Genomic DNA, 26,587 nt, shown 5'->3' on the forward strand with positions numbered 1-26,587 from the left:
GGCTCAGCGGTCGTAGTCGACGGTCACCCGCTCGGTGACGGGGCGGGCCTGGCAGGTGAGGACGTAACCGGCAGCCAGCTCCTTCTCCTCCAGCGCGAAGTTGCGGCGCATCTCCACCTCGCCCTCGGTGACCAGGGCGCGGCAAGTGCCGCAGACCCCGCCCTTGCAGGCGAACGGCAGGTCGGGGCGGGAGCGCTGGGCACCGTCCAGGATCGAGCGGTCGCGCGGGAGCGAGAGGGTGCTGCCGCGGCCGTCGAGGACGACGGTGACCTCGCTGCGCGCACCCGCGGAGGAGTCGGAGGAGCCGTCCGTGCGGTCCCAGTCCTCGTCGCGCTCCGGCAGCGGCTCGTCCTCGGCGTGGAACAGCTCCTGGTGCACCCGCTCGCCCGGCACCTCCAGTTCGGCGAGCAGTTCCTTCGCCCCGGCGACCATGCCGAACGGTCCGCACAGCCACCAGTGCCCGACGCTCCCGACATCCACCAGCGCCGCCAGCAGCGCCCGTACCCGGTCCGGGTCCAGCCGGCCGCTGAGCAGCTCGGCGTCCCTGGTCTCCCTGGAAAGCACGTGGACCAGCTGGAAGCGGCCGAGGTAGCGGTCCTTCAGGTCGGCCAGCTCGTCCGCGAACATCACGGTGTCGCTGCGCCGGTTGCCGTAGAGCAGGGTGACGGTGGAGCTGTGGTCGGCGGCCAGCACGGAGGCGGCGATCGACAGCATCGGGGTGATGCCGGAGCCGGCCGCCAGCAGCACGTGGTCGGCGGGGACTCCGAGCTCCGGGGTGAACAGGCCGGAGGGCGTCAGGACCTCCACCTCCTCGCCGGGCCCGGCCTCGCGCACCAGCCAGCGGGAGAACAGCCCGCCGGGCACCTCCCGGACGGCGATCCGCAGCGGCCCGCCGACCGGGGAGCAGATCGAGTAGGAGCGGCGCTCGTCGGCGCCGTCCACCAGCTTGCGCACGGTCAGGGTCTGGCCGGGGCGGAAAGCGTATTCCCGCGCCAGCCCGTCCGGCACCGCGAAGGTCACCGCGACGGCGTCCTCGCAGAGCCGCTCGACCCGGTCGATCCGCAGCCGGTGGAAGCTCGGACGGCGGGCCGGGCGGATACCGGAGGACACCTCGCCGCCCGAGACCTCGCCGCCCGGGACCTCGCCGCCCGGGGCGGACCCGGTGTCGGCGACGGAAGCGGCGGACGCGGCGGGACCAGCGGGACCGGCGGAAGCGGCAGCAGCGGCGGGCATTCAGATCTCCTTGACGCGTTCGAACGGCTCGCGGCAGGCCCGGCAGCGCCAGAGCGCCTTGCAGGCGGTGGAGCCGAAGCGGGACAGCTCCTCCGTGTCGGCGCCGCCGCAGTGCGGGCACGGCACGGCCGCGGCCGCGATTCCGGCCTCGATTCCGGCTGCGGTCCGGGTCGGGCCGAGGGTGAGCGCCACCGGGCCGGCCTCGGCAGCGGAGGCGGTGGCGGCGGTGGGCCGCGGCGGGGCGATGCCCGCCTCGGCCAGCTTGCGGCGACCCTCGGCGGTGATCAGGTCGGTGGACCACGGCGGGTCCAGCCGCAGCCGTACCCGGACGTCCGGGTACCCGGCCGCGCGCAGCCGGCGGTCCACGTCCGCGGCCATCTCGGCGACGGCGGGACAGCCCGAATAGGTCGGGGTCAGCCAGGCGGTGACCGTGCCGACGGCGCCGTCGACCTCGACCCCGGCCAGGACGCCCAGGTCCGCCAGGGTGAGCATGGGCAGCTCCGGGTCCGGGACGGCCGCGGCGACCGCCCAGGCCAGGTCCCGGGCCGCGGGACCGGTCGTACCGCACGCGCCGACCGTGCCCGCGGTGTCCGCGGTGTCCGCCGTGCCCGTCACCATGTCGCCCCCGGGTGGGCCCGGGCCAGCACCTGGAGCTCGGCGAGCAGCGGGCCGAGCGCCTCGGTGTGCACGCCGTCACGGCCGGCCCGGCCGAGGACGGTGGCCAGCGGCGGTACGTCCGGCACCGTCAGCCCGGCCTCGGCGAGCACGGCTGCGAGCGAGCTCAGCACCGGTTCGCGCAGGGTCGCCGGGTCGACGCCCGTCCTCGGTTCCACCGGGTGCGGTGTGAACAGCTCCTCCAGCAGCGGCCAGACCGCGTCCAGCCCGGCCTGCATCCGCTCGGTGGAGTACGGCGTGCCGTCGCCGAGACGCAGCGTCCAGGCGGCGGCGTACTCCCGGTGGTACGCCAGCTCCTTGACGCCCCGGGCGGCCACCGCGGCCAGCACCGGGTCGGGGTGCGTGCTCAGCGCCTCGTACAGGGCGCCGCGCGCGGTGGAGAACAGCAGCAGCCGGGCGATCGAGTACGCGAAGTCGCCGTTCGGCGTCTCGACCAGGCGGACGTTGCGGAACTCGCGCTCCTCGCGCCAGTAGGCCAGGTCGTCCTCGCTACGGCCGGTGCCGTCCGCCTGGCCGGCCCGGGTGAGCAGCAGGCGGGCCTGGCCGAGCAGGTCGAGGCCCAGGTTGGCGAGCGCGACCTCCTCCTCCAGCTCGGGCGCCCGGGTGCACCACTCGATCAGCCGCTGGGCGAGGATCAGCGCGTCGTCTCCCAGCATCTGGCAGTAGGCGGCGAGGTCGGCGCCGTCCAGGCCGGCCGGCCGGGCGGTGTCCACTCCGAGCAGCGGGTCGGCGAAGCCCGTCCCGTACGCCCAGCGGCCCTCGCCCTCGGGGCCGGGGGCGGCGTCGGCGAGGCCGAGGTAGACGTGGTCGTCCTCGCCTGGGCCGGTGCCGGGGGCTGTGGTGGACGTGGTGTGGTCGTGCACGGTGGCTCCCCCGTCAGATGTGCGGGACATCCTCGGGGATGTCGTAGAAGGTCGGGTGGCGGTAGACCTTGTCGCCGCTGGGCTCGAAGAACGGGTCGCGTTCGTCCGGGGTGGAGGCGGTGATCGCGTCCGAGCGGACCACCCAGAGGCTCACGCCCTCGTTGCGGCGGGTGTACAGGTCGCGGGCGGCGAGCAGGGCCATCCGGTCGTCGGAGGCGTGCAGCGAGCCGACGTGGACGTGGTTCAGCCCGCGCCGGGGGCGTACGAAGACCTCGTACAGCGGCCAGCCGGTCCTGGACCCGGCCGGGGTGGCGCTGGCGCTCTGGGGCTCGGTCACTTTCCGTTCTCCTGTTCCGTGGCGGGCTGCCGGGCGGCCTGCTCCGCGGTGCGCTTGGCCGCGTAGGCGACGGCCGCCTCGCGCACCCAGGCACCGTCCTCGTGGGCGGCCCGGCGGCGGTCGATCCGCTGGGCGTTGCAGGGGCCCTGGCCGTGGATCACCCTGGTCAGCTCCGACCAGTCCGGTTCGCCGAAGTCCCAGCCGCCGCGGTCCTCGTTCCAGCGCAGTTCGGGGTCCGGGAGGGTGACGCCCAGGTGCTCGGCCTGCGGGACGGTCATGTCGACGAAGCGCCGGCGCAGCTCGTCGTTGCTGTGCCGCTTGATCCGCCAGGCCATCGAGCGGGCGGTGTTCGGCGAGTCGGCGTCGGAGGGGCCGAACATCATCAGGGACGGCCACCACCAGCGGTCGACCGCGTCCTGGACCATCCGGCGCTGGGCTTCGGTGCCGCGCATCAGCGTCATCAGCAGCTCGTAGCCCTGGCGCTGGTGGAAGGACTCCTCCTTGCAGATCCGCACCATCGCGCGGGCGTACGGACCGTAGCTGCAGCGGCAGAGCGGGACCTGGTTGCAGATCGCGGCGCCGTCCACCAGCCAGCCGATCACGCCGACGTCGGCGAAGGTGAGGGTCGGGTAGTTGAAGATCGAGGAGTACTTCTGGCGGCCGGAGATCAGCTTCTCGGTGAGCTCGGCGCGGTCGACGCCGAGGGTCTCGGCGGCGGCGTAGAGGTAGAGGCCGTGGCCGGCCTCGTCCTGGGCCTTGGCGAGCAGGATGGCTTTGCGGCGCAGGGACGGGGCCCGGGTCAGCCAGTTGCCCTCGGGCTGCATGCCGATGATCTCGGAGTGGGCGTGCTGGGCGATCTGGCGGATCAGGGTGGCCCGGTAGGCGTCGGGCATCCAGTCCCTGGGCTCGATCCGCTGCTCGGCGGCGACGACCGCCTCGAACCGGTCCTCCGGCGTCTGCGCGGGGACCGCCTCGGCCACCTCTGCTGTCACCACGGTCCCCTCTCGTGTCCTGCTCCGTCTGCTGCCGTGCCCTGTCGACGCTGCCCGGTCAGGTCTCGGCCGGGTTCCGACCCGGGCGCCGGCCAACCGACTGACCGTTCGGTCGGTACCATTCTGCGGGGCTGGGCGGAGGGATGGCAAGGCATGGGGTGGATAACAGATAACAGCTGACAGATTTCAGAATCTGTCAGCTGTTATCTGTCGGCTGTTACCTGTTACCTGTCGGCCGTGAGCGACTCACCGCCCACTCACCTCTCCACCGCCTCACCCCTCTCCGCGGTCGCGCAGCCGCGGCAGCGGCACGGCGAGCAGCGCCGCCAGCAGGGCGACCCGCGGCGCGATCTGGTCCAGCCGGATGTACTCGTGCCGGGCATGGGCTCCGGCACCCACCGCGCCGAAGCCGTCCAGGGTCGGAAGCCCGCGCGAGCCCGGCAGGTTGGTGTCCCCCGCCCCGCCCGCCGGGGCGCCGTCCAACTGCTGCCCCAGCACCGCGGCGAGCGAACGCACGTGCCGCAGCAGAGGATTGCCGGTCCGCTCGGGCCAGGCCGGACGGCTGGACAGCACCTCCGTACGGACCCGGGCACCCGGGCGCAGCGCGGTGAGCCGGGCCAGGTTGTCGAGCGTACGGCGCTGCGCTTCGGCCGTGGCGAACCGCAGGCCCAGCTCGGCCTCGGCCCGGCCCGCGACCACGTTGGCACGCGAACCACCACTGATCCGCCCGGCGTTGAGCTCCGTGCCAGGCTGGCCGGCGAGGTCGCGCACCCGTACGAGCTGGTCCACCAGCTCGTCGACCGCGGAAACCCCGTCGTGGGCGTCGTTGCCCGCGTGCGCCTCGCGGCCGGTCACGGTGAGCCGCACCCGGCTGCTTCCGCGCCGCGCGGTCTTCAACCGGCCGTCGGGGTGCGGCGGTTCGAGCCCCAGTACCGCAGCCGCACCCCGCAGGTGGCGCTCGACCAGGTTCCGCCCGTCCGGGCTGCCCACCTCCTCGTCGGAGACCACGACCAGCCGCACGGCCCGGTGCGGGCGCTCACCCAGGTCCGCGAGCAGCGCCAACGCGCCCTCCAGGATCGCGAGTCCGCCCTTCATGTCGACCACGCCGGGGCCGGTGAGCCGACCGTCCTGTTCGGTCACCGGCCAGTCCGTGAGGGTGCCGACCGGCCAGACGGTGTCGTGGTGCCCGACGATCAGCAGATGCGGCAAGGACTCGTCCCGGCCCTCCCACTCCAGCACGAGGTGGTCCCCGGCCGGTCCGGGTTCGCGCAGGGCGGTGGCGCCGGTGGCGCGGAAGCCGTCGGCCAACTCCTCGGCCAGGGCGTTCAGTCTGGGGACGTCCCCACTCGGCGACTCGATCCTCGCCAGGTCGGCGCAGCGGCGGCGGACCGCGCCGGCGAGGGTCCGGGCGCGGGCACTGAATGCCTGCGGCACACCGGGCAGCGCCGTGGTGGTGGCGGTTCCGGCAGCGGCAGCCGAGGCCGGTGGTGTCGCGCTCTTCACGACGACGGTGGCCGCCACCGCGGCCTTCGCCACCGCACTCGTCGCGGCGACGGTCTTGGTGAGGGCGGACTTCGTGAGTGCGGGTTGCGCGGCCGCGGCCTTGGCGACAACGGTCTTCGTCACGACGGCCTTCACCGCACCGGGTGTTGCCGCACCGGGCGTCACGGCACCGACCGTTGCCGTACCCGTCTGGGAAGTGGCAGAGCCGGCCGGCCCCGCGGTGGCAGTCACCGTGCTCGCGGCAGTGGTTGCGGCGGCCGACGCGACGGTTGCGGCTGCGCTTGCGGTGGCCGAGGCCACGACAGCGGTTGCGGCGGCCGACGCGACGGTTGCGGCTGCGCTTGCGGTGGCCGAGGCGGCCACGGCGAGGGCTTCGCCGTCGGTGGCGGCCGGGACGGTGGACGGGGCCGGTTCGGGCTCCGCGGCAGCGCCCGGAACGGCGGGCGACCCGACGATCTGGGGACTCAACGCTCGCCTCCGCGGCCGCCGCCGGTATTCAGCGGCCGGACCGGCCGGCCCGCCCCGCCCGGGCACCAGGCCCAGCCGAACCGCACCAGTCGTCCGGGATGATGGACGGCCCAGCGGGTCTGCCCGTGTGGCCCAACTACGGTGGGACGGCTGGGCGGCGTGCTTGGCATCGGTGTCCTCCTCGCTCGATCCGGTGGCCCCGGTCCGCCCGGAGCCCCGTGGACGGCGGCCTCCTGACAGCGGGCGCAGTAGCCGTACCGCCGCAGGGAAGCCGAGATGTGAGCCTAGAAGAACCGTTCGGTTTCCTGCGAGGTGGCCCTGCTCCCAGCGTGCCGGTGCCGGGCCCCGCTTCGGACGCCACCCGTCCGCGATCGGCACGGGCGCTCAGCGCGCGGGCCTGGATCGGCGCGCGGGCGCGGTCGCCGGATCGCGCCCATCTCCACCATGGACCCGCCGCCCGAGTTCGGCAGCGCAAACGGCCAAGGCGCGTCATTTCCACGCCGGATGGGTGACAGCGGCTCAGCAGGCGATACGAACCGGGGGCACGCGGCGGCTCAGGGAAGCCCGGTTCGGCGCCCACCCCGACCCCGAGGCGACATCCGGGGAACAACCGTGTGAACAACGGCCGGTGCCGTGCCCCGTCGAACCCCGATGTGCCCTGCCGAGCCCCGACGCGCCCCGGCTGCCGCCCCGGGCCCAGCGGGACGTCGACCGGGACGTCGACCGGGCACCGCGACCCGGGCGGCCCGGCGCCGAGCACAGCTGGTCCCGGCAGCCGGCCGCCTCAGTCTGCGTCGCCCACCAGCCCGGCATCGCGTGCGAGCAGTGCCGCCTGGACCCGGTTGCCGACGCCGAGCCCGGTCAGGATCCGGCTGACGTGCGCCTTGACGGTGCTCTCGCGCATCCCGAGCACTCCCGCGATCTCGGCGTTGGAGAGCCCGTCGGCGAGTTCGCGCAGCACGTCGGTCTCGCGCGGGGTGAGTCCGGCGACCCTGTTGCGGGCGGCCAGTGACCGGGGTGCCCCGGCCCGGTGGTAGCGGTCGATCAGCCGGCGGGCGGCCGCCGGATGCAGCATCCCCTGCCCGCCCGCGACGACGTGGACGGCCCGGGCGATCTCCGCGGGTGGGGTGTCCTTCAGCAGGAAGCCGTCCGCCCCGGCCGCGAGCGCCTGGTACACGTACTCGTCCAGGTCGAAGGTGGTGAGGGCGATGACCCGCGGTCCGTCGGGGAGTTCGCGCAGCCGTCGGGTGGCGGCGATGCCGTCGAGCCGCGGCATCCGGATGTCCATCAAGGCGACGTCGATCCGCCGGCTGCCCGCGAGTTCGACGGCTTGCAGCCCGTCGGCGGCCTCGGCGACCACCGTGAGCTCAGGGTCCTGGGTCAGGAGGTCGACCAGGCCCAGGCGGACGAGCGCGTCGTCGTCGACCACCATCGTCCGGATCATGCGATGCCCTTCGGTTGCTGCTTCGGCCCTCGCGGCGGGTGCCGTTCCGGTTGTCCCGGTCGCTCCGGTGCCCGCCCGGGCACCTGCTCCGGCGCATCCTGACCCGGCTGCCCCGGCTGCCCCGGCTGCCCCGACGGCTTCGGCCGCTTCGGCAGCTCCGGCCGCTCTGCCTGCTCTGCCTGTTCCGACATCTGATCCCCTTGCGCTCCGTATCCCCCTTCCTGCGACTGCCGCGCCCCCGGCGTCCCTTGCCCCGGCCGCGGCGGTGTCACTCGCCCCGTCCGCGGGAGCGGACCGTCGTCATGGGCGGGAGCCGGATCGGGCACCGCCGGCGACGGGCGGTCCGGCGCGGGCAGCCGAGCGGAGAGCCGGAATCCGCCGCGGCCGTCCGGGCCCGTGTCGAAGTGGCCGCCGAGGGCGCCGACCCGTTCGGCCAGCCCGACCAGCCCGTACCCGCCGCCGCTGCCCTGCCCCTCCGGCGGAGCCTCGCCCGGGCCGTTGCGGACCTCCACCGTCGTCGCCGGCGCCCCGTAGCCGACCCGGACCGTGACGGGCGCGGCATGGGCGTACTTGCGGGCGTTGGTGAGCGCCTCCTGGACCAGCCGGTGCACGGCCAGGCGGTGGGTGGTCGGAACCGTCTCCGGGTCCCCGGAGAGGTCGAGTTCGACCTGTTGCCCGGCCTGGGTCGCCTCGTCCACGAGCTCGGTGAGGTCGCGGAGGGCGGGCGCCGGGACGCGCGCGGCGCCCGCGGGCCCGGACGGTTCGGCCCCCGCCACCGGCCGGGCCGGTGACGGGTCGGCCCGCAGCGCGCCGAGGACATCGCGCAGGTCGTCGAGCGAACGGGCGGCGGTCGTGCGCAGCAGTTCGAGGCGGTGGGTCAGCCGGTCCGGATCGGCGGCGACGGTCCCGGCCCGGGCCTGGTCGCGCAGCACCCCGGCGTGCAGGACCAGGAGGCTGAGGCGGTGGGCCAGCACGTCGTGCATCTCCCGGGCGATCCGGGCGCGTTCGGCGGCCCTCGCCTGTTCGGCGCGCAGCTCGCGCTCGCGGCGCAGCGCGTCGACCTGCTCGTGCAGGGTTCGGATCAGCACCCGCCTGCCGTGCAGCCAGAGCCCGACCGCCAGTATCGCGGCCTGGACCAGGAGTTGGGATCCGGTGGTGCCGACCCAGCCGACCAGCGAGTCCGCGCCCGTCGCGCTGATCACCGCGATCACCGTGCCGCAGAGCATCGCCGGGCCGGGCCGGCCGAGGTGGGCGAGGTGGAAGACGCTGAACAGACCGGGGTAGGCCCGGTTGAACAGTCCCCCGGTGAGCACCGGCAGCACGGCCGAGGCCACCGGGTAGCGGCGGGCGAAGAACAGCGAGAGGGAGGCGAGCGCGACCAGGACCGTGCGCGGCAGGCGCAGCGGACCATCGGACTGCATCCACTGGAACAGGGCCTCCTCGGTGGCGAGGGCGAGCACGCCGAACAGCAGCAGCGTCTCGGTCCAGGGTCGGCGGTCCGGGCCGTACCAGCCGAGCAGGCTCCTGCGCATGACATTCCTCCTCTTCCTCGCTCCGAGAGCCTTCCGCACGCCCGGCGCGCCGCGCCGCGCGTCGTCTGTTCTCTGCTGCCTGTTCACTGCCGCCTGCTGTTCCCCGGTCCTCGTTCACTGCTCCTTGTCCGTTGTCGGCTGTCCGGTCTTTCGAGGCTCGATGCTAGGGGTGTCCGGCCCGGGACCGCCTCTGCCTTACGGGTAACCGCACCCTCGACTTTCGTCGGGGGTACGCGCCGCTGACCGGCCGATTCGCGGTGGCTCGGCTCTGCCTAGCGTCGACGCCATGACCAATGAACGCCTCCGCCACCGCCCCGACTTCCTTGCCCCCCGGCACAGTTCACCCGCCAGTGGTGACCACCTGCTGTTCCTCGCCGAGGCTCTGCGCACCTTCCACGACACCGGTGCGCTGGCCCCGAGCGGCCCGGAGCTGGTGAACGCGCTGGCGGTACCGGTCACCAGTCGCCCGAACCGCCCGATCTCGGTGCTGGAGGTCGGCGCCGGCACGGGCGTGGTGACCCGCCGGCTGGCCCAAGTCCTGCGCCCGGGCGACCGGTTGCATGTCGTCGAGGCGAACCCGCGGTTCGCCGAGCGCCTGCGGGAGGACCCGGTGCTGGCCGCGCGCCACCCGGGGATCGGGCTGCAACTGTCGGCCTGCCGGGTCGAGGAGCTGCCGCAGGACGACGGCCGGCAGTACGACGTGATCGTGTCCGGGCTGCCGTTCACCAACTTCGAGCCCGCGCAGGTACGCGACATCCTCGACCGCTACCTGCGGCTGCTGGCACCCGGCGGCGAGCTGACGTACTTCGGGTACCTCGGCACGACGACGGCGCGCATCCTCACCGCGGGCCCCCGACGGGGTGCCCGCCACCGCGCGGTGGTGCGAGTGCTGCGCCAGTTCGAGGCGGCGTACGGCCTGGGCGAGCGTACGGTGTGGCGCAACGTGCCGCCCGCCCGCGCCTACCTGTTGCGGGCCCCGGGCGGGCGCGAGACCTGGGCACCGGCCGGGAACGCCACCGCCGAACCGCCGGACGCCGCGGGCGAGGCGACGGACCGGCCAACGGGCGGACCCGCAGGCGAGTCGACGAACGGAGCGGCCCCGGCCACTCGATGATGGACCGGGGCCGGACCCGGCTCCGACTCTCCGGCAGCGAGGAGCGGCAATGACCCTCTCGGTACGTGACGTGGAAGCCCGGCACCGCTTCGAGGCCTGGGAGGACGACAAGCCGGCCGGCTTCGCCGAGTATCTGCGCAGCGAGCAGCTGGTGGTCTACCCCCACACCGTGGTCGACCCCGGCTTCGAGGGCCGGGGCATCGGCAGCGCCCTGGCCCGCGCCGCCCTGGACGACGCCCGTGCCCGCGGCCTCGCCGTGCTGGCCACCTGCCCCTTCATCAAGGGCTGGATGCTCCGCCACCCCGAGTACACCGACCTCGCGTACGAGAACCGCAGCCGGGTTGCCGACTGACGACCGCGGGAGGGCCACCAAGAGAGCTGTCGCCTGTCCGAGCAAATGACAATCGACAGATTTCAACTTTCAGATAACAGACGACAGCGAACAGATTTTGAAATCTGTTCGCTGTCGTGCCATAGTGGCACACCCGCTCCGACCGCCCGACCCCAAGGACGGACCACCCGTGACCACGGACACCACACTCACCGCCGAGCAGATCCTGATCGCGGCGGAGGACGTCCTCCGGCGGTTCGGCCCGGCCAAGGCGTCCGTCGTGGACGTCGCCCGCGTCCTCGGCGTCAGCCACAGCAGCGTCTACCGCCACTTCCCCAGCAAGGCCGCGCTGCGCGAGGCGGTCACCCGACGCTGGCTCGACCAGGCGCACTACGAACTGGCAACCATCGCCAACGAGGGCGGCTCCGCCTCCGAGCGGCTGCACCGCTGGCTGACGACCCTGTTCGCGGCCAAGCGGAAGAAGTCGCTGGACGACCCGGAACTGTTCGCCACCTACGTGGTGCTGGTCGAGGAGAACAGCGCCCTGGTGGCCGCCCACATCGACACACTGGTCGACCAGATCTCACAGATCGTTGCGGACGGCACGGAGGGCAAGGAGTTCAAGCTCGCCCACATCCGGAACACCGCCCGCGCCGTCTTCGACGCCACCTGCCCCTTCCACGACCCGGCCTACGCCTCCACCTGGCCCGACCCCGGGACCGACGACCGCTTCGAGGTCGTCTGGAAGCTCGTGCTCGGCGGCCTGAAGGCGAAGTGACACGGGTGAGGTGACACGGGTGAGATGACAGGGACGGGTGACCGCCGGCCCTCTTGCCCGGGCGCCGGCCGGCGGAGGCAAATCCGCTGGCCGTCGCCCCGGCCGTCCGGCAGACTGCCGCACACAGTTGATCTCACCTGGAGGATGACATGCGTGCGGCCGGTCCGGTCCTGGACAGCCTGGAGGGGCTCGCCCTCGGCGACGCCTTCGGCGACCGCTGGTTCTCGATCCCGCCGGACGAGGCGCCCACCACACTGGCCGCCCGTCTCGTCCGACCCGCGCCCTGGCACTGGACCGACGACACCGCCATGGCGCTCGTACTGGTCCGCCACCTGCTCGACGCCGGCGAGGTCCGACCGGACGCGCTCGCCCGGGAGTTCGCCGCCGAGTACACCCGCGAGTACGGGCGCAAGTACGGGCCGTCCATGCACCGGGTGCTGCGCGGGATCGGCGCCGGCGGGGACTGGCGAGCCATCACCGAGAGTCAGTTCGAGGGCCAGGGCTCGTACGGGAACGGGGCCGCCATGCGGGTCGCGCCGCTGGGGGCCTGGTTCGCCGACGACCTCGACGCGGTGGCCCGGCAGGCCGAACTCCAGGCCCGCGTGACGCACTTCCATCCGGAGGCGGTGACCGGCGCGGTGGCGGTCGCGCTCGCGGCGGCGCTGGCCGTCCGGAGCCGGGGCCGGACCCCGCCCGGTCGGGCCGAGTTGCTGGCCGAGGTCGCCGGTCGGCTGCCGGACGGCGAGGTCCGCTCCGGGCTGCGGATCGCCTCCCGGCTTCCCGAGCACACCAGTGTCCGGCACGCCGCCAACGTACTCGGCTCGGGGGCGATGATCTCCGCCCCGGACACCGTGCCGTTCGCCCTCTGGTCCGTCGCCGGGCACCTGGACTCGCTCCCGGAGGCCATCTGGCACACCCTGGAGGGCTGGGGCGACATGGACACCACCTGTGCCATCGCCGCCGGGGTGGTCGCCGCTCGGACCGGGCTCGGAAACGTCCCGGCCGGTTGGCTCGCCGCGCGCGAGCGGCTGCCGGACTGGGCAACCGAGGCGGTCCAGTCCGCTTCCTCCGACTGACGGCCGGGGCGCGGGGCGATCGACGTCCCCGGCGCGGTCGGCTCGATTGGCGCCCTTGGCGCGGTCGGCTCGATCAGCGCCGGGCCACGAAGCGGAGCACCCGGAAGGCGAACAGCAGGACCACCGCGCCGCCGATCGCCGACACCCAGGTCGTCACGTCGAGGAGACGAGGCCGCACCGCACCGTGCATCCAGTGCGAGACGATCCAGGTGCCGACGTAGGAGCCGGTGATGCCGATCAGGGTGCTCCCGATCAGACCGCGCTCACCCCGACCCGGCATCGCCATCCTGGCCAGCGTCCCCGCCACCAGGCCCAGCACGATCCACTCCATCCAGCTCATCCGCCGCCCCTTGCGTCATCGGTGTGACGATCCCGTCGACACCACGTGCCCGACCGGAAGGACGTCCGAGGCCCCCGGGCCGTTTCCGGTGACCGTGAGGACCGGCTCGAACCAGCCATCCGACGGCCTCCGCTCCCTGCGGCGGACGTCCCGACGGAACCTCTCCGCCCATCCTCCCGATCGCCGGGAGGATGGGCAACCCGCCCTTCAGCTGCGCGAGTTGCCGAACAGCAGCCGGTAGACGACCAGCAGCACCAGGGAGCCGCCGATCGCCGACACCCAGGTCGCCGCGTCGAAGAAGTGCGCGGTGACCGAGCGGTGCATGAAGTGCGACGCGATCCAGCCGCCGACGAAGGACCCGGCGATGCCGATCAGAGTGGTCACGATCAGGCCGCCCGGGTCCTTCCCCGGCAGCAGCAGCTTGGCCAGCCCGCCCGCCAGCAGGCCCAGCACGATCCACGCGACGATGCCCATCCGCCATCCCTTCCGGTCGAGGCGCGACGGGCCCCGTCCCGTCCGCTCTGTCCGCAAGGACGACAACCGCCCGCCACCCGGTTCCTCCGCCCGCGCAACGGCGTTCGATTCCCCCTCGGGGGGCAGCCGTGACAGCCGTGACAACCGGGACACCTCGCGTGCGGCACCCTTCCCGGGAACCGCCCGCACCGAAATACTGCGGCCATGCGCATCCTGATCGTCACCGCCGGCTCCCGGGGCGACGTGGCACCCCTCACCGGGCTCGGCGTCCGCCTGCGGGCGGCCGGACATCAGGTGGCCGTCGCCACCCACGACACCTTCGCCGAGTCGGTCCGAACCGCAGGGCTGGAGTTCCGTCCATTGCCGGTCGACCCGCGCGCCGAACTCGCCTCCGCCGAGGGTCAGCGCCTGTTACGGGCGGGCAATGGGCCGGGCGTCATCCTGCAACTCCTGCGCCTGGCGCGGAGGTTCATGCCCGCGCTCGGCGACGGCATCGCCGACGCCACCGCGCTCGGCGCCGACCTGCTGCTGACCACCAACAGCACGACCCCGCTCGGCCAGGTCGCCGCCGAGGCAGCCGGCATCCCCGCCATCGGAGTGTTCCTCCAACCCCTGGCGCCGACCAGGGAGTTCCCGCCCGCCGTCACCGGCATCCGCTCGCTCGGCCCGCTCGGCAACCTGCTGGCGGGGCACGCCACCCAGGCGTCGACCGACCGGCTGTTCGCCCCGGCCGTCCGCGGGCTGCGCCGCCGACTCGGTCTGCCGCCGGCCGGTGTCGCCCGCACCCGCCGCAACCACCCCGTCCTGCACGGCTTCTCGCCACTGGTGGTGCCGCGCCCGGCCGACTGGCACCCCCGGCTGGACGTGACGGGCTACTGGTGGCCGGTCGAACAGCCCGACTGGCAACCCCCGTCCCGACTGCTCGACTTCCTCGCCGCCGGACCGCCGCCGGTCTTCGTCGGCTTCGGCAGTCTGGTCGTCCCCGACCCCGAACGGCTCACCGCGACCGTCCTCGCCGCCGCCCGCGCCGCCGGGGTCCGGCTCCTCCTCCAGGCGGGCTGGAGCGAACTGGCCGCCGAGGACTCGGACACCGTCCTGACCCTCGGCGACACCCCGCACGAGTGGCTCTTTCCCCGTACGGCCGTCGTCGTCCACCACGCGGGTGCCGGCACCACGGCCGCCGCCCTGCGCTCCGGGACCCCCACCGTCCCCGTGCCAGCCCAGCTCGACGCACCGTTCTGGGCCGCCCGGCTGACCGGGCTCGGCGTCTCCCCCGGCCCGGTCCCCCTGCGCGCCCTCACCGCCACCCGCCTCGCCACCGCGCTCCGTCAGGCCGTCGACAACCCCCGCTACCGCGCCCGCGCCCAGGCCGTCGCCGCCGCCCTGGCCACCGAGGACGGCGCGGCCAAGGTCCTCACCGCCGTCGAACGGGTGTCGCCGAACCGCTGACGGAGGACAGGCAGCGGACGACTCGGGCGTCACAGCAGCGGGATGACGTCCGTCCCGTAGGCGTCGATGGTGCTCTCGATGGCGTCGTGCATGGCGTAGACGGCGAACTGGTCGACGCCGAGCGAACGGAGCTCCGCCAGCCGCGCCCGCTGCGCCCGCGCCGGGCCGATCAGGCAGAAGCGGTCCACGATCTCGTCCGGGACGAAGGCGGTGTCCGGGTTCCCGGCCCGGCCGTGGTGGCTGTAGTCGTAGCCCTGGCGCCCCTTGATGTAGTCGGTGAGCGCCTCCGGCACCAGATCGGAGTGCTCACCGTAGTGGCGGACCAGGTCGGCCACGTGGTTGCCGACCATGCCCCCGAACCAGCGGCACTGTTCCCGGGCGTGGGCGAGCGCCTCGGGCGATTCGTCGGCGGTGACGTAGGCGGGGGCGGCGACGCAGATGGTGATCGAGTCCGGGTCCCGGCCGGCCTCGACGGCGGCGTTCCGGACCGCCTTGACCATGAACTCGGTGAGGTAGGGGTCGGCCAACTGGAGGATGAAGCCGTCCGCTTGACGCCCGGTGAGGCTCAGCGCCTTCGGCCCGTACGCCCCCATCCAGATCGGCAGGGAAGCGCCGGGCCGCACCCACGGCAGGCGCATCTCGGCGCCGTCCACCTCGGCGCTGCGCCCCTCGGCCAACTCCTTGATGGCGTGCATTGCTTGGGAGAGCCGGGCGAGGGTCGCGGGTTGCCGTCCGGCGACCCGCATGGCGGAGTCGCCGCGGCCGATGCCGCAGACGGTCCGGTTGCCGTACATGTCGTTGAGCGTGGCGAACGTGGAGGCGGTCACCTCCCAGGTGCGGGTGGAGGGGTTGGTGACCATCGGGCCGACGGTCATCCGCTCGGTCTCGGCAAGGATCCGGCTGTAGATGACGAAGGGCTCCTGCCACAGCACGCAGGAGTCGAAGGTCCAGCCGTGGCTGAATCCGGCCCGTTCGGCGCGGATCATCCGGTCGACGAGGAGGCGGGCGGGCGGGTCGGTCTGCAGGACGAGGCCGATGTCCATGAAGGGCTCCAGGCAGGGGGTCGGGCCGATGGATCGCGAAGGGACGGACGGTGCTCAGACCAGGTACTGGCAGGTGTCCCGGCGGAGGAAGGCGCCGTGGCCGGCCCGTCCCAGCCAGTGGCCGTCGTCCAGCACGACGGTGCCGCGCGACATCACCGTCCGTGCCCGGCCGGTGAGTCGGCGTCCCTCGTAGGCCGAGTAGTCCACGTTCATGTGGTGGGTCGCGGCGGAGACGGTCCGCACCGCGGTGGGGTCGTAGACCACCAGGTCGGCGTCGGCGCCCGGGGCGACGGTCCCCTTGCACGGGTGCAGGCCGAACATCCGGGCCGGGGTGGTGCAGGCGATCTCGATCCAGCGGCGCCGGCTGATGTGCCCGTCCACCACGGCCTGGTGGAGCAGGTCCATCCGGTTCTCGACGCCCGGCAGGCCGTTGGGGATCTTCGAGAAGTCTCCCCGGCCCAGCTCCTTCTGGCCCGCGAAGCAGAACGGGCAGTGGTCGGTGGAGACCACCTGGAGGTCGTTGGTGCGCAGCCCGCGCCAGAGCGCCTCCTGGTGCTCGCGCGGCCGGAGCGGCGTACTGCACACGTACTTGGCGCCTTCGAAGCCGTCGGCGCCCTCCTCGGCGAGGTTGTCGGTGGAGAGGAAGAGGTACTGCGGGCAGGTCTCGCCGAAGACGTTGAGCCCGGTGTCCCGAGCCCGGGTGAGTTCGGCGAGCGCGGCGGCGGCCGAGACGTGCACCACGTAGAGCGGACTGCCGGCCACCTGGGCGAGCTTGATCGCCCGGTGGGTGGCCTCGGCCTCCAGCAGTTCGCGGCGGACCTCGCCGTGGTAGCGGGGGGCGGTCTTCCCGGCGGCGAGCGCCTGCTCGACCAGGACGTCGATGGCGATGCCGTTCTCCGCGTGCATCATGATCAGCCCACCGTTGACGGCGCCGCGCTGCATGGCGCGCAGGATGCGGCCGTCGTCGCTGTAGAAGACGCCGGGGTAGGCCATGAACAGCTTGAAGGAGGTGGACTCGCCGGAGTCCACGAGGGCGTCCATCTCCTTCAGCACACCGTCGTTGACGTCGGAGACGATGGTGTGGAACGCGTAGTCGACGGCGCAGTTGCCCTCGGCCCTGGCGTGCCAGGCGTCCAGACCCTGGCGCAGCGAACCCCCGATCGGCTGGACGGCGAAGTCCACGATGGTGGTGGTGCCGCCCCAGGCGGCCGCGCGGGTGCCGGTCTCGAAGGTGTCGGAGGCCGCGGTGCCGCCGAACGGCAGCTCCATGTGGGTGTGGGCGTCGACGCCGCCCGGGATGACGTAGTGGCCGGTGGCGTCGATGACGGTGTCGGCGGTCCAGGACTCGGCGGCGGAGCTGCCGGTGGCGGCGAGGGCGGCGACGCGCTCGCCCTCGACCAGGACGTCGGCGTGGAGTTCCTCGGTGGCCGTGATGACGAGGCCACCGCGGACGACGGTGCGCCGGTGCGGGTCGCGGGTGGTCATCGCGCTGCTCCTCACGCCTCGGCGAGCGGTCCGTAGGCGTCGGGCCGGCGGTCCCGGTAGAAGGCCCACTGCTGGCGGACCTGTTCGATCAGACCGAGGTCGAGGTCGCGGACGACGAGTTCCTCCTCCTTGTCGGAGGCGACGTCGCCGACGAACTGGCCGCGTGGGTCCACGAAGTAGGAGGTGCCGTAGAAGTCGTTGTCGCCGTACTCCTCGGTGCCGACGCGGTTGATCGCGGCGACGAAGTACTCGTTGGCGACGGCCGCGGCGGGCTGTTCGAGCTGCCAGAGGTAGCCGGACAGGCCGCGGCTGGTGGCGGAGGGGTTGTAGACGATCTGCGCGCCGGCCAGGCCCAGGGCGCGCCAGCCCTCGGGGAAGTGGCGGTCGTAGCAGATGTACACGCCGACCTTGCCGACGGCGGTGTCGAACACCGGCCAGCCGAGGTTGCCGGGCTTGAAGTAGTACTTCTCCCAGAAGCCCTTGACCTGCGGGATGTGGTGCTTGCGGTACTTGCCGAGGTAGCTGCCGTCCGCGTCGATCACGGCGGCGGTGTTGTAGTAGACGCCGGTCTGCTCCTCCTCGTAGACCGGGACGACCATCACCAGCCCGAGTTCGCGGGCGAGGTCCCGCATCCGGCTCACGGTCGGGCCGTCCGGGACGGCCTCGGCCCAGCGGTAGTGCTCGGCTTCCTGGACCTGACAGAAGTACGGGGAGTTGAAGACCTCCTGGAAGCCGATGATCTGCGCGCCCTGGGCGGCGGCCTCGCGGGCGTAGCGCTCGTGGAGGGCGATCATGCTCTCCTGGTCACCGGTCCAGCGGGTCTGGACGAGCGCGGCACGGACGATCTGCGACATGGGTACCTCCGCAACTCCGCGGGCCGGCCGTGCGGTCGGGCCCGCGGTCGAGGGTTGACGGGGCGGGTCTCACCCGCGGGTCCCGCTCGGGGAACCGCAGGGTCTACGTGCGTAGAAAGCGATCTCTAGACCGTAGGCCTGGCCTCGGTGGCCTGACAATACGTTGGTGCGAACGCGTCCGAGGCGATCTCGTCGCACGGACACGCGGGTGGTCCCGGGTGCGATGAAAGGCTCATCTACCCCGAGAGTCCCGTTCTTACTCGTTCGAGTGAAAGCGGACAGCCGCGACGACCGCCGCGGGGACGGGCCGTCCGGACCGCCGACCGCCACCGCCCCGGTTTGACTTCGCCAGGTTCGCTCGGGAAAGATCCGGCGCATGGAATCCGGCGCCACTCTGGTCTGCCGCCTGCACGTCGATCTGCGACGCCAGGCGAGTTCCATCTGTGCCTGTTGACCTTGCCCTTCCCCGCCGGTCCCGCCCTGTGACGTCTGCCAGGGCCCGCGCCGCGCACCCGCACCCGCACCCGCACCCGCAGTCCTGACTCCTGCCCCGCCCCGGCGCATCCGTGCGTACCGAGCCGCTCCGCCGGCCCGCGTCCGCCCACCGCCGTCGGACGCCGGGCGCCTTCCCCGACGTTCCCGCCGCACCCGAGGACGCCCACATGAGCCCGAGCCCGAGCATCAGCCCCGCCGCACGGCCGACCAGCAGTCCCGGCACCACGCCGGGCACCACCACCCACGCCACGGACGGCACCCCGACCGATCCCACGAACGGCGTCACGGCCGACACCGCGACCCGTGCCACGAACAGCGCCACGAACACCGCCACGGCCGGTGCCGCGCCCGATCCGGCGAACGGCGCCGCGCCCGGGAGCCCGGCGAGCACCCCCGAGCCACCACCCACGCCGTCCGCCGGGGACACCCGCGCACCGCTCACGCCCGGCGCCCTGCGGACCATCGTCCGCGAGCTGGCCGAGCGGCCCGAGGAGTGGATCCACCACGTCCGCCTCTCCACCGACGAACGCTGGTACCGGCGCCTGGCCGCCGACGAGGACCACGAGGTGTGGCTGATCAGCTGGCTGCCCGGCCAGTCCACCGGCTTCCACGACCACGGCGGCTCGCGCGGCGCCTTCACCGTCGCCCTCGGTGAGCTGGAGGAGCTTTCCCTCGGCGGCCCCGAGCAGGGCCTGCTGATCCGCCGGATCCCGGCCGGCACCACCCGGGCCTTCGGCCCCGAGTACGTGCACGACGTGCACAACACCGCCGTCGGCCCCGCCGTCACGCTGCACGCCTACTCACCGCCGCTGAGCTCGATGGCGCACTACGACCTGCGAGCCGGTGGGCTCGTCCGCACCTCGGAGGAAGGACCGGAACAGTGGTGACCACGATCGACGACCTGGTGGAGCGCGCCCGGGAGGGCGTCCACCGACCGCGCGCCCGCGAGGCCTACCAGGCCCAGCTGGACGGCGCACTGCTGGTGGACATCCGTCCGGCGGCGCAGCGGGCGGCCGAAGGGGAGATCCCCGGCTCGCTGATCATCGAACGCAACGTGCTGGAGTGGCGGCTCGATCCGACGGGCAGTCACCGGATCCCCGAGGCCTCGGGCTACGACGTCGAGGTGATCGTGGTCTGCTCCGAGGGCTACGCCTCCAGCCTGGCCGCGGCCTCACTGCGCGAGCTGGGACTGCACCGGGCGACCGACCTGGACGGCGGCTTCGTCGGCTGGGCCGCCACCGGCCTGCCGACCCGTCAGGGAGGCTGATCCCCACCTGACGAAGTCCGCCCCGGACGTGCGCGCCGGACGGTAAATCAAAGACAGAGGATGATGTAGGTCATAGTCTGATCAGAGTTTCCGCCGGTCCGAAGCCGGGCAGCCACGCGGGCGGAAGAACGCCCGGACGATCGAGTCCGACCAGCACCGCTACGACCCGCACCGGCGGTTCGTCGCCCAGCCGCCGAGAGCCGAACGACGACCGACCCAGGCGCCGCCTCCCCGGGGCGCCCTGACGAGGAAACTCCCTGTGATCAGATTCGAGGGCGCCGGAAAGCGCCACCCCGACGGAACCATCGCCGTCGAGGGCCTGGACCTGGAGGTCCCGACCGGACGGATAACCGTCCTGGTCGGGCCGTCAGGCTGCGGGAAGACCACCCTGCTGCGCATGGTCAACCGGATGGTCGAGCCCACCTCTGGCCGGGTGCTGCTGGACGACACGGACGTCGCGCAGCTGGAACCGGCCAAGCTCCGCCGTGGCATCGGATACGTGATCCAGCAGGCCGGACTCTTCCCCCACCGCAAGGTGATCGACAACATCGCCACCGTCCCCTACCTGCTCGGCTGGGACCGCAGGAAGGCCCGCGCCCGCGCCGCCGAACTGCTCGAACTGGTCGGGCTCGCACCGGAGACCGCCAAGCGGTACCCGTTCCAGCTGTCCGGTGGCCAGCAGCAGCGGGTCGGCGTGGCGCGCGCGCTGGCCGCCGACCCGCCGGTGCTGCTGATGGACGAACCGTTCAGCGCGGTCGACCCGGTGGTTCGGGCCGGGCTCCAGGAGGAGCTGCTGCGGCTCCAGTCCGAGCTGCACAAGACGGTGCTGTTCGTCACCCACGACATCGAGGAGGCCGTCCGGCTCGGCGACCAGGTGGTGGTGCTGCGCGAACACGGCCGGATCGCCCAACTGGCCGACCCGCACACGCTGCTCACCACTCCCGCCGACGAGGGCGTGGCCGCCTTCCTCGGCCGCGACCGGGGCCTCCGCGGCCTCGGCCTGCGCCCTGCGAGCACCGTCGAGCTCCGCCCGCCGGCCGACGGACTCCGCTACGGCGGTTGGGAGTTGGCCCTGGACGACGAGCGCCGACCGATCGGCTGGATCGACCGCGACGCCGTCACCGCCGAGCTGCACCCGGCGGCCGGCTTCCGCCCGGAGACCGACACCCTGCGCACCGCGCTGGACGCGGCGGTCCTCTCCTCCGCCGGCGTCGCGGTCGCGCTGGACGCCGACGGCCGGGCCACCGGCACCGCGAGCCGCGAGGCCGTCCTCGCCGCGCTCCGGCCCGACGCCTCCGGTTCACCGGGCGCCCCGGGTTCGCCAGGCGCCGACGGTTCGCCAGGCGCCCAGGGTTCGCCGAGCGCCGACGGTTCGGCGGACGCTGCCGGTCCGCAGGCCACCGGCGGCCCGCCGGGCGCCGACGGGGCCGTCAGCACGGTCAAGCCCGATGCCGCGGCCGCGCCCGAAGCTCCCGACTCGCGGGAGCGGACGGACGGAGCCGACGGTGGACGATGAACCGATCGTCCGCTGGTACTGGATCGGCGACCACGTCGGCTACCTCGGCCACCTGCTCGCCGACCACGCCGTGATCGCCCTCGCCCCCGTACTCATCGGCCTGCTGCTGGCCGTCCCGCTCGGCCTGGCCTGCGCCCGCTTCCCCCGGCTGTACCAGCCGCTGTCCGCGGTGTTCAACATCGTCTACGCGCTGCCCTCGCTGGCGGTGTTCGTGGTGCTGATCCCGTACACCGGCCTCGCCACCCAGGCGACCGTGATGATCCCGCTCACCTTCTACGCCCTGGCCGTCCTGCTGCCGACCACCGTGGACGGGCTGCGCGCCGTCCCGGACGCCGTCCGGCAGGCCGCCACCGCGATGGGGTACGGGCCGTGGCACCGGCTGACCTCGGTCGAGCTGCCCGCCGCCGTGCCGTACCTGATCGCCGGTCTGCGCGTCGCGGCGGTGTCCAGCATCTCGCTGGCGAGCGTCGGCGCGCTGGTCGGGCGCGGCGGGCTCGGCTACCTGTTCATCGACGGCTTCCAGCGCACCTTCCCGACGCCGATCGTGGCCGGCATCGTGCTGATCGCCGTCCTGGCGCTGGCCGTCGACCTGGTGCTGGTGGCCGCCCGGCGGCTGCTCGCGCCCTGGGCCGTCCGGGAGAAGGGGGCGGGCTCGTGAACTGGCTGGACTGGCTGAGCGACTTCTTCACCGCCCCGGAGCGCCTGAGCGGGCCGGACTCGATCGTCCACCGGGTCTCCGAGCACCTGCTGTTCTCCGGCGAGGCCCTGCTCTTCGCGACGCTGGTCGCCGTCCCGCTCGGGCTGCTGATCGGCTACACCGGGCGCGGCGTCACCGTGGTGACCGCGTTCGCCGGCGCCGCCCGAGCCCTGCCCACCCTCGGTCTGGTGACGCTGGCGGTGCTGCTCGCCGGGGTCGGCGACACCGCCGTCCTGATCCCGCTGGTCGCGCTCGCCGCACCGCCGCTGCTGGTGGCCGCGGTCGAGGGGGTGCGGGGTACCGACCCGGACGTCCGGGACGCCGCGCGCGGCATCGGGCTGACCCACCCGCAGGTGCTGTGGCAGGTCTGTCTGCCCTCGGCCGCGCCGACCCTGCTGGCGGGCTTCCGCACCGCGACCGTCCAGGTGATCGCGACCGCCACGGTGGCCGCCTACGTCGGTCTGGGCGGACTCGGCCGCTACGTGATCGACGGACTGGCGACCCGCCAGTACGCCGTGACGGTGGGCGGCGCGCTGCTGGTGGTGCTGCTCGCGGTCGCCGCCCAGCTGTTCTTCGCCCTGCTCGCCCGGTTCGCACTCCCGGCCGGGGTGCGCGCCCAGCAGCGGGCCCACTGAACCCCTCATCCCTCCCCTCCCACTCCGGAAGGACATCTGTCACCATGTCGACAATGAAGAGAAGCCGCCGTGCCGTCGTCCTCGGCACCCTCGCCGCGCTCGCCCTCGGCGCCACCGCCTGCGGCTCCTCCGGCGACAACCCGCTCGGCGGGGGTTCGAGCGCCACGACCTCCGCGACCGGCTCCGGCGGCTCAGGCGGTTCCGGGTCGACCGTCGTCGTCGGCTCGGCGAACTTCCCGGAGAACGTCCTGCTCGGCTCGATCTACTCGCAGGCGCTCAAGGCCAAGGGCGTCAAGGTCGAGGAGAAGTTCAACATCGGCAGCCGCGAGGTGCTCTACGGACAGCTGCAGAGCGGCAACCTGACCGTCCTGCCGGAGTACAACGGCTCGCTGCTCGCCTACCTGGACGCCAAGACGACCGCCGTCACCACCCAGGACGTGAACGCGGCGCTCACCAAGACGCTGCCCGCCACGCTGGGCATCCTCGACTCCTCCCCCGCCGAGGACAAGGACTCCCTCAGCGTCTCCCAGGAGACCGCCGACAAGTACGGCCTCAAGAGCATCGCCGACCTCGCCGCCAAGGCGGGCGAGCTCACCATCGGCGGGCCGCCGGAGTTCAAGAGCCGCCGCGAGCAGCAGCTCAAGGACGTCTACGGGCTGACCTTCAAGGAGTGGAAGCCCACCGGCGACGCCACCGCGAACGCGCTCAAGGACGGCAGCGTCCAGGTCGGCAACGTGTTCACCACCGACCCGAAGATCGTCCAGTACAAGCTCGTCCCGCTGGCCGACCCGAAGGACATCTTCGGCGCACAGAACGTCACCCCGCTGGTCAACAAGGCGGGCGTGGACGCGACCGCGACGGCGGCGCTCAACGCGGTGTCGGCCAAGCTCGACACGGCCGGGCTGACGACGCTGATGAAGCGGGTGTCGGTGGACAAGGAGGACCCGTCGACGGTCGCCAAGGACTGGCTGAAGTCCAACGGCCTCGGCTGACGGTCGACAGCCATCGGGCGACGGCCGTTGTCCGACGGCCGAGGTCCGAACAGGCGGCGGGCGTGCCTGTGTCCCGGACCGACGGACGGCCGAGGATCGTGAACGCGGCGGCCCGGAGGAGCTTCCTCCGGGCCGCCGGCCGCCGGCCGCCGTCGCGGAGATCCTTCCGGTCGCCGGAGGGACCTTCCCTTCGATGCCGCGAACATGACAGTCTGGGCGCCATGCGCACTCGTCTCCTCGCCGCCACCCTCACGGCACTCGCCGCGGTGAGCCTCGCCGCCTGCTCCAGCTCCGGGGCGAGCTCCGACAAGGCCACCTCCGCGGCGGGCTCCCCCACCACCTCCGCCACCTCCGCCGCCACGCCCTCCGGCGACGCCACCGCGCCCGGCGCCACCACGCCCGCCGCGCCGGCGCCCGACCCGGCAGCCCCCAGCGTCGACGGCGCCACCGGCGCGCCCGCCCCAGACGCCCCGGGAGCCCCCGCGCCCGCCAAGCCCAGCCCGCCCGCCGACGCCGGACTGCCCACCAAGCCCGGTGCCGACCTGACGGCCAAGCTGGTCGCCGCGCTGGACGGGATCGATCCGGCGATCGTCGGCGGCAAGCCCGAACAGGCCGTGGACCGGGCGCGCAACCAGTGCCAGTCGATGTACCAGTTCCCCAAGGACACACAGAAGTTGGCCGATCTGGCCAACCAGCGCTTCACCTCCGCCGACCACCCGCAGGGCTTCGGCCCGGAGGCCGCCGCGAAGATCAATGAGGCGCTGCGCGCCACGCTCTGCCCGCCGTCACGCTGATCCGTCACGCCGATCCGCCCCGCCGGCCGTCACGCCGACTGTCCCGCGACGCCGCAGTGCCGACGCCCTGGTGCCACGACGCCATGTCCTGCGGCACGATGGTCCTGCGACGCCGCTTCCCGCGACGCCGCTTCCCGCGACACCATGGACCGCCCGGTGTCCTGAGCGCCGGGCCGCCGTGGCCGCGCCCCTTCCGGGGGTGCGGCCACGGTCTTCTCGTTTCCGGAACCGTTCGCGCCCACCCCGGCCCGACACTCCGACCTGGCCGACACCCCGACCGTCCGGGGCGCCGCCCATCCGCCCCCTTCGTCCGCGCGGACCGTATGCTGACGAACTGTTAGGACTCTTGACAGACCAGTGGTCTAGTCCAAACATAAGCATGTCGATCCGACCGGGATGCACTGTGGGGGTGTGACCACCGGCGGCTGAGGCACTGCCCTGCCCTGCTCCGCTCCACCCCCGCCCCGTACGGCACGCGCGCTCGCACCGCCGACCGCGTCCGCGCGATTCGGCGGGCCTTCGCACCCCCGCACTCCCGCACTCCCGATATTCGACCCCTCGGCCCGGGACCGCGCGGCCGACCCCACACGGCTGCCTCGCCCGGACCCACCGCACATCCCCAACGTCCTGCCCCACCAAGTCTGTTGGAGAATCCATGCGCCTTCGCAGAGCAGTCCAGGCCGCGCTGACGGCCTGTGCCACGCTGGCCGCCTCGGCCGGTCTGGTCGCCGCCGGGACGGGCACCGCCCAGGCCGCCACCCCCATTCCCAGCCGGGTCTTCGCCCCCTACTTCGAGTCCTGGATCGGCCAGAGCCCGGCCCAGCTGTCCGCGCAGTCCGGCGCCAAGTACCTGACCATGGCGTTCCTCCAGACCGCCACCAAGGGCTCCTGCACCCCGCTGTGGAACGGTGACTCCTCGAAGCCGGTGTCCACCTCGACCTGGGGCGCCGACATCGCGACCATCCGCGCCAACGGCGGGGACGTGATCCCGTCCTTCGGCGGCTACACCGCCGACAACACCGGCACCGAGATCGCCGACAGCTGCACCGATGTCAACCAGATCGCGGCCGCTTTCGAGAACGTGATCACCACCTACGACGTCAGCCGGATCGACCTCGACATCGAGGACAACTCGCTGACCAACACCGCCGGGATCGACCGCCGCAACAAGGCGATCAAGATCGTGCAGGACTGGGCCGCCGCCAACGGCCGGAACGTCCAGTTCTCCTACACCCTGCCCACCACCACCTCCGGCCTGGCCAGCAGCGGGCTCGCGGTGCTGAAGAACGCGGTCAGCAACAACGCGCGGATCGATGTCGTCAACATGATGACCTTCGACTACTACGACAACGCCACGCACGACATGGCGGCCGACACCCAGACCTCCGCGCAGGGCCTGTACAACCAGCTGGCCAAGCTCTACCCGTCCAAGACCCCCGCCCAGCTGTGGGGTTCGATCGGGATCATCGAGATGATCGGCATCGACGACTTCGGTCCGGCCGAGACCTTCACCGTCGCGAACGCCAACACGGTGTACAACTGGGCGGTGTCCAAGGGCATCAGCACGCTGTCCTTCTGGGCGCTCCAGCGCGACAACGGCGGCTGCGTCGGCAAGGCCGGCGACGACAACTGCTCGGGAATCAACCAGAACACCTGGGACTTCAGCCACATCTTCGCGCCGTTCACCAGCGGCTCGACGGTGACCAACGACTTCTCGATCTCGGCCAGCCCGGCCTCCGCCACGGTCACCGCCGGCGCGTCCACCTCGGCGACCATCGCGACGGGCGTGACGGCGGGCTCGGCGCAGAGCGTCAACCTGACGGTCAGCGGCGCCCCGGCCGGCGTCACCGCCACCGTCACCCCCGGCAGCGTCACCGCCGGCAACAGCGCCACGCTGAACATCGCCACCACCTCCTCGGTGGCGTCCGGGAGTTACCCGATCACCGTGACCGGCGCGGCGGCCTCCGGCAGCCACACCAGCACCTTCACGCTGAACGTCACCGGCACCCAGCCCGGCAATGACTTCTCGGTCGCCGTGAACCCGAACTCCGGTACGGTCGCGGCCGGTTCGTCCGCCTCGGCCGCGATCGCGACCGCCGTCACCTCGGGCTCGGCGCAGAGCGTCAACCTGACGGTCAGCGGCGCCCCGGCCGGCGTCACCGCCACCGTCACCCCCGGCAGCGTCACCGCCGGCAACAGC

27 protein-coding genes are annotated in these 26,587 nt (G+C 73.1%); 14 read left to right on the plus strand and 13 right to left on the minus strand.

Annotation, left to right across the window (positions count from 1 at the left end; all coding sequences use genetic code 11):
* Positions 1-3: 3 nt before the first annotated feature.
* The 8 genes from paaE to ACFRAR_RS01175 all read right to left on the minus strand — a co-directional run bounded on the left by paaE (position 4) and on the right by ACFRAR_RS01175 (position 9,047).
* Positions 4-1,233 (minus strand): 1,2-phenylacetyl-CoA epoxidase subunit PaaE, encoded by a 1,230-nt coding sequence (gene paaE / locus ACFRAR_RS01140; protein ID WP_380693262.1) that lies wholly within the window; start codon positions 1,231-1,233, stop codon positions 4-6.
* Positions 1,234-1,851, minus strand: coding sequence for a 1,2-phenylacetyl-CoA epoxidase subunit PaaD (gene paaD / locus ACFRAR_RS01145; protein WP_380693265.1), 618 nt, complete (start codon positions 1,849-1,851; stop codon positions 1,234-1,236).
* Positions 1,845-2,771, minus strand: a complete 927-nt coding sequence (gene paaC, locus ACFRAR_RS01150) for a 1,2-phenylacetyl-CoA epoxidase subunit PaaC (RefSeq protein ID WP_380693267.1) — start codon at positions 2,769-2,771, stop codon at positions 1,845-1,847. Before paaC ends, paaD begins: the two co-directional genes overlap by 7 nt.
* A gap of 13 nt (positions 2,772-2,784) precedes the next feature.
* On the minus strand, positions 2,785-3,108 hold the full coding sequence (gene paaB, locus ACFRAR_RS01155) for a 1,2-phenylacetyl-CoA epoxidase subunit PaaB (RefSeq protein ID WP_380693270.1): 324 nt from the start codon (positions 3,106-3,108) through the stop codon (positions 2,785-2,787).
* A complete protein-coding gene (gene paaA / locus ACFRAR_RS01160; RefSeq protein ID WP_380693272.1) occupies positions 3,105-4,103 on the minus strand; it encodes a 1,2-phenylacetyl-CoA epoxidase subunit PaaA in 999 nt (332 codons plus the stop codon). Before paaA ends, paaB begins: the two co-directional genes overlap by 4 nt.
* A 270-nt stretch (positions 4,104-4,373) precedes the next feature.
* Positions 4,374-5,726 (minus strand): M20 family metallopeptidase, encoded by a 1,353-nt coding sequence (locus ACFRAR_RS01165; protein ID WP_380693274.1) that lies wholly within the window; start codon positions 5,724-5,726, stop codon positions 4,374-4,376.
* Between the two features lie 1,129 nt (positions 5,727-6,855).
* Positions 6,856-7,515 (minus strand): response regulator, encoded by a 660-nt coding sequence (locus ACFRAR_RS01170; RefSeq protein ID WP_380693276.1) that lies wholly within the window; start codon positions 7,513-7,515, stop codon positions 6,856-6,858.
* Complete coding sequence (locus ACFRAR_RS01175; RefSeq protein WP_380693279.1) at positions 7,512-9,047, minus strand: histidine kinase; 1,536 nt, start codon at positions 9,045-9,047, stop codon at positions 7,512-7,514. The genes ACFRAR_RS01170 and ACFRAR_RS01175 overlap by 4 nt, the downstream gene beginning before the upstream one ends.
* A gap of 286 nt (positions 9,048-9,333) precedes the next feature.
* Between ACFRAR_RS01175 and ACFRAR_RS01180 the strand changes: the two genes are divergently transcribed.
* From ACFRAR_RS01180 to ACFRAR_RS01195, 4 genes are all read left to right on the plus strand, one after another.
* Positions 9,334-10,161 (plus strand): class I SAM-dependent methyltransferase, encoded by an 828-nt coding sequence (locus tag ACFRAR_RS01180; RefSeq protein WP_380693281.1) that lies wholly within the window; start codon positions 9,334-9,336, stop codon positions 10,159-10,161.
* A 49-nt stretch (positions 10,162-10,210) separates the two neighbouring features.
* Positions 10,211-10,513 carry a GNAT family N-acetyltransferase gene (locus ACFRAR_RS01185; RefSeq protein WP_380693283.1) on the plus strand — a complete coding sequence of 101 codons (303 nt, stop codon included), beginning with the start codon at positions 10,211-10,213 and terminating at the stop codon, positions 10,511-10,513.
* Between the two features lie 169 nt (positions 10,514-10,682).
* Positions 10,683-11,270 carry a TetR family transcriptional regulator gene (locus ACFRAR_RS01190; RefSeq protein WP_380693285.1) on the plus strand — a complete coding sequence of 196 codons (588 nt, stop codon included), beginning with the start codon at positions 10,683-10,685 and terminating at the stop codon, positions 11,268-11,270.
* A gap of 149 nt (positions 11,271-11,419) precedes the next feature.
* On the plus strand, positions 11,420-12,346 hold the full coding sequence (locus ACFRAR_RS01195) for an ADP-ribosylglycohydrolase family protein (RefSeq protein ID WP_380693287.1): 927 nt from the start codon (positions 11,420-11,422) through the stop codon (positions 12,344-12,346).
* Positions 12,347-12,419: 73 nt separating this feature from the next.
* Here the strand turns inward: ACFRAR_RS01195 and ACFRAR_RS01200 are convergent, their stop codons facing one another.
* Together ACFRAR_RS01200 and ACFRAR_RS01205 are read right to left on the minus strand one after the other, a co-directional pair.
* The gene (locus ACFRAR_RS01200) at positions 12,420-12,686 is read right to left on the minus strand and encodes a GlsB/YeaQ/YmgE family stress response membrane protein (RefSeq protein WP_380693289.1); all 267 of its coding nucleotides are present in this window, start codon (positions 12,684-12,686) and stop codon (positions 12,420-12,422) included.
* 207 nt (positions 12,687-12,893) lie between these two features.
* Complete coding sequence (locus ACFRAR_RS01205) at positions 12,894-13,160, minus strand: GlsB/YeaQ/YmgE family stress response membrane protein (RefSeq protein ID WP_380693292.1); 267 nt, start codon at positions 13,158-13,160, stop codon at positions 12,894-12,896.
* Between the two features lie 204 nt (positions 13,161-13,364).
* On the opposite strand from ACFRAR_RS01205, the gene ACFRAR_RS01210 reads away from it, so the two are divergent.
* Positions 13,365-14,609 (plus strand): glycosyltransferase, encoded by a 1,245-nt coding sequence (locus ACFRAR_RS01210; RefSeq protein ID WP_380693294.1) that lies wholly within the window; start codon positions 13,365-13,367, stop codon positions 14,607-14,609.
* Between the two features lie 29 nt (positions 14,610-14,638).
* Here ACFRAR_RS01210 and ACFRAR_RS01215 read toward each other — a convergent pair whose 3' ends face one another.
* From ACFRAR_RS01215 to ACFRAR_RS01225, 3 genes are read right to left on the minus strand one after another with little or no spacing between them, the layout of a single operon-like run.
* Positions 14,639-15,652 (minus strand): TIGR03842 family LLM class F420-dependent oxidoreductase, encoded by a 1,014-nt coding sequence (locus ACFRAR_RS01215; RefSeq protein ID WP_380693297.1) that lies wholly within the window; start codon positions 15,650-15,652, stop codon positions 14,639-14,641.
* A 54-nt stretch (positions 15,653-15,706) separates the two neighbouring features.
* On the minus strand, positions 15,707-17,137 hold the full coding sequence (hydA, locus tag ACFRAR_RS01220; protein ID WP_380693299.1) for a dihydropyrimidinase: 1,431 nt from the start codon (positions 17,135-17,137) through the stop codon (positions 15,707-15,709).
* An 11-nt stretch (positions 17,138-17,148) separates the two neighbouring features.
* Complete coding sequence (locus ACFRAR_RS01225; protein WP_380693301.1) at positions 17,149-17,991, minus strand: nitrilase-related carbon-nitrogen hydrolase; 843 nt, start codon at positions 17,989-17,991, stop codon at positions 17,149-17,151.
* A gap of 376 nt (positions 17,992-18,367) precedes the next feature.
* On the opposite strand from ACFRAR_RS01225, the gene ACFRAR_RS01230 reads away from it, so the two are divergent.
* The 9 genes from ACFRAR_RS01230 to ACFRAR_RS01270 all read left to right on the plus strand — a co-directional run.
* Positions 18,368-18,445 carry a putative leader peptide gene (locus ACFRAR_RS01230; protein WP_107054354.1) on the plus strand — a complete coding sequence of 26 codons (78 nt, stop codon included), beginning with the start codon at positions 18,368-18,370 and terminating at the stop codon, positions 18,443-18,445.
* 208 nt (positions 18,446-18,653) lie between these two features.
* Positions 18,654-19,373 carry a cysteine dioxygenase gene (locus tag ACFRAR_RS01235; protein ID WP_380693303.1) on the plus strand — a complete coding sequence of 240 codons (720 nt, stop codon included), beginning with the start codon at positions 18,654-18,656 and terminating at the stop codon, positions 19,371-19,373.
* Positions 19,367-19,753 (plus strand): rhodanese-like domain-containing protein, encoded by a 387-nt coding sequence (locus tag ACFRAR_RS01240; RefSeq protein WP_380693306.1) that lies wholly within the window; start codon positions 19,367-19,369, stop codon positions 19,751-19,753. Before ACFRAR_RS01235 ends, ACFRAR_RS01240 begins: the two co-directional genes overlap by 7 nt.
* 259 nt (positions 19,754-20,012) lie before the next feature.
* Complete coding sequence (locus tag ACFRAR_RS01245) at positions 20,013-21,269, plus strand: ATP-binding cassette domain-containing protein (RefSeq protein WP_380693308.1); 1,257 nt, start codon at positions 20,013-20,015, stop codon at positions 21,267-21,269.
* The gene (locus tag ACFRAR_RS01250; RefSeq protein ID WP_380693310.1) at positions 21,259-21,927 is read left to right on the plus strand and encodes an ABC transporter permease; all 669 of its coding nucleotides are present in this window, start codon (positions 21,259-21,261) and stop codon (positions 21,925-21,927) included. The genes ACFRAR_RS01245 and ACFRAR_RS01250 overlap by 11 nt, the downstream gene beginning before the upstream one ends.
* Positions 21,924-22,601: an ABC transporter permease gene (locus ACFRAR_RS01255; RefSeq protein ID WP_380693312.1), complete on the plus strand. Its 678-nt coding sequence runs from the start codon at positions 21,924-21,926 to the stop codon at positions 22,599-22,601. The genes ACFRAR_RS01250 and ACFRAR_RS01255 overlap by 4 nt, the downstream gene beginning before the upstream one ends.
* 53 nt (positions 22,602-22,654) lie before the next feature.
* A complete protein-coding gene (locus ACFRAR_RS01260) occupies positions 22,655-23,593 on the plus strand; it encodes an ABC transporter substrate-binding protein (RefSeq protein WP_380693314.1) in 939 nt (312 codons plus the stop codon).
* Between the two features lie 221 nt (positions 23,594-23,814).
* Positions 23,815-24,387 (plus strand): hypothetical protein, encoded by a 573-nt coding sequence (locus ACFRAR_RS01265; RefSeq protein ID WP_380693316.1) that lies wholly within the window; start codon positions 23,815-23,817, stop codon positions 24,385-24,387.
* Between the two features lie 655 nt (positions 24,388-25,042).
* On the plus strand, positions 25,043-26,587 hold a 1,545-nt coding region (locus tag ACFRAR_RS01270), incomplete at its 3' end, for a glycosyl hydrolase family 18 protein (RefSeq protein ID WP_380693318.1).

This window comes from Kitasatospora sp. NPDC056651 (assembly GCF_042792155.1).
GTDB lineage: Bacteria > Actinomycetota > Actinomycetes > Streptomycetales > Streptomycetaceae > Kitasatospora.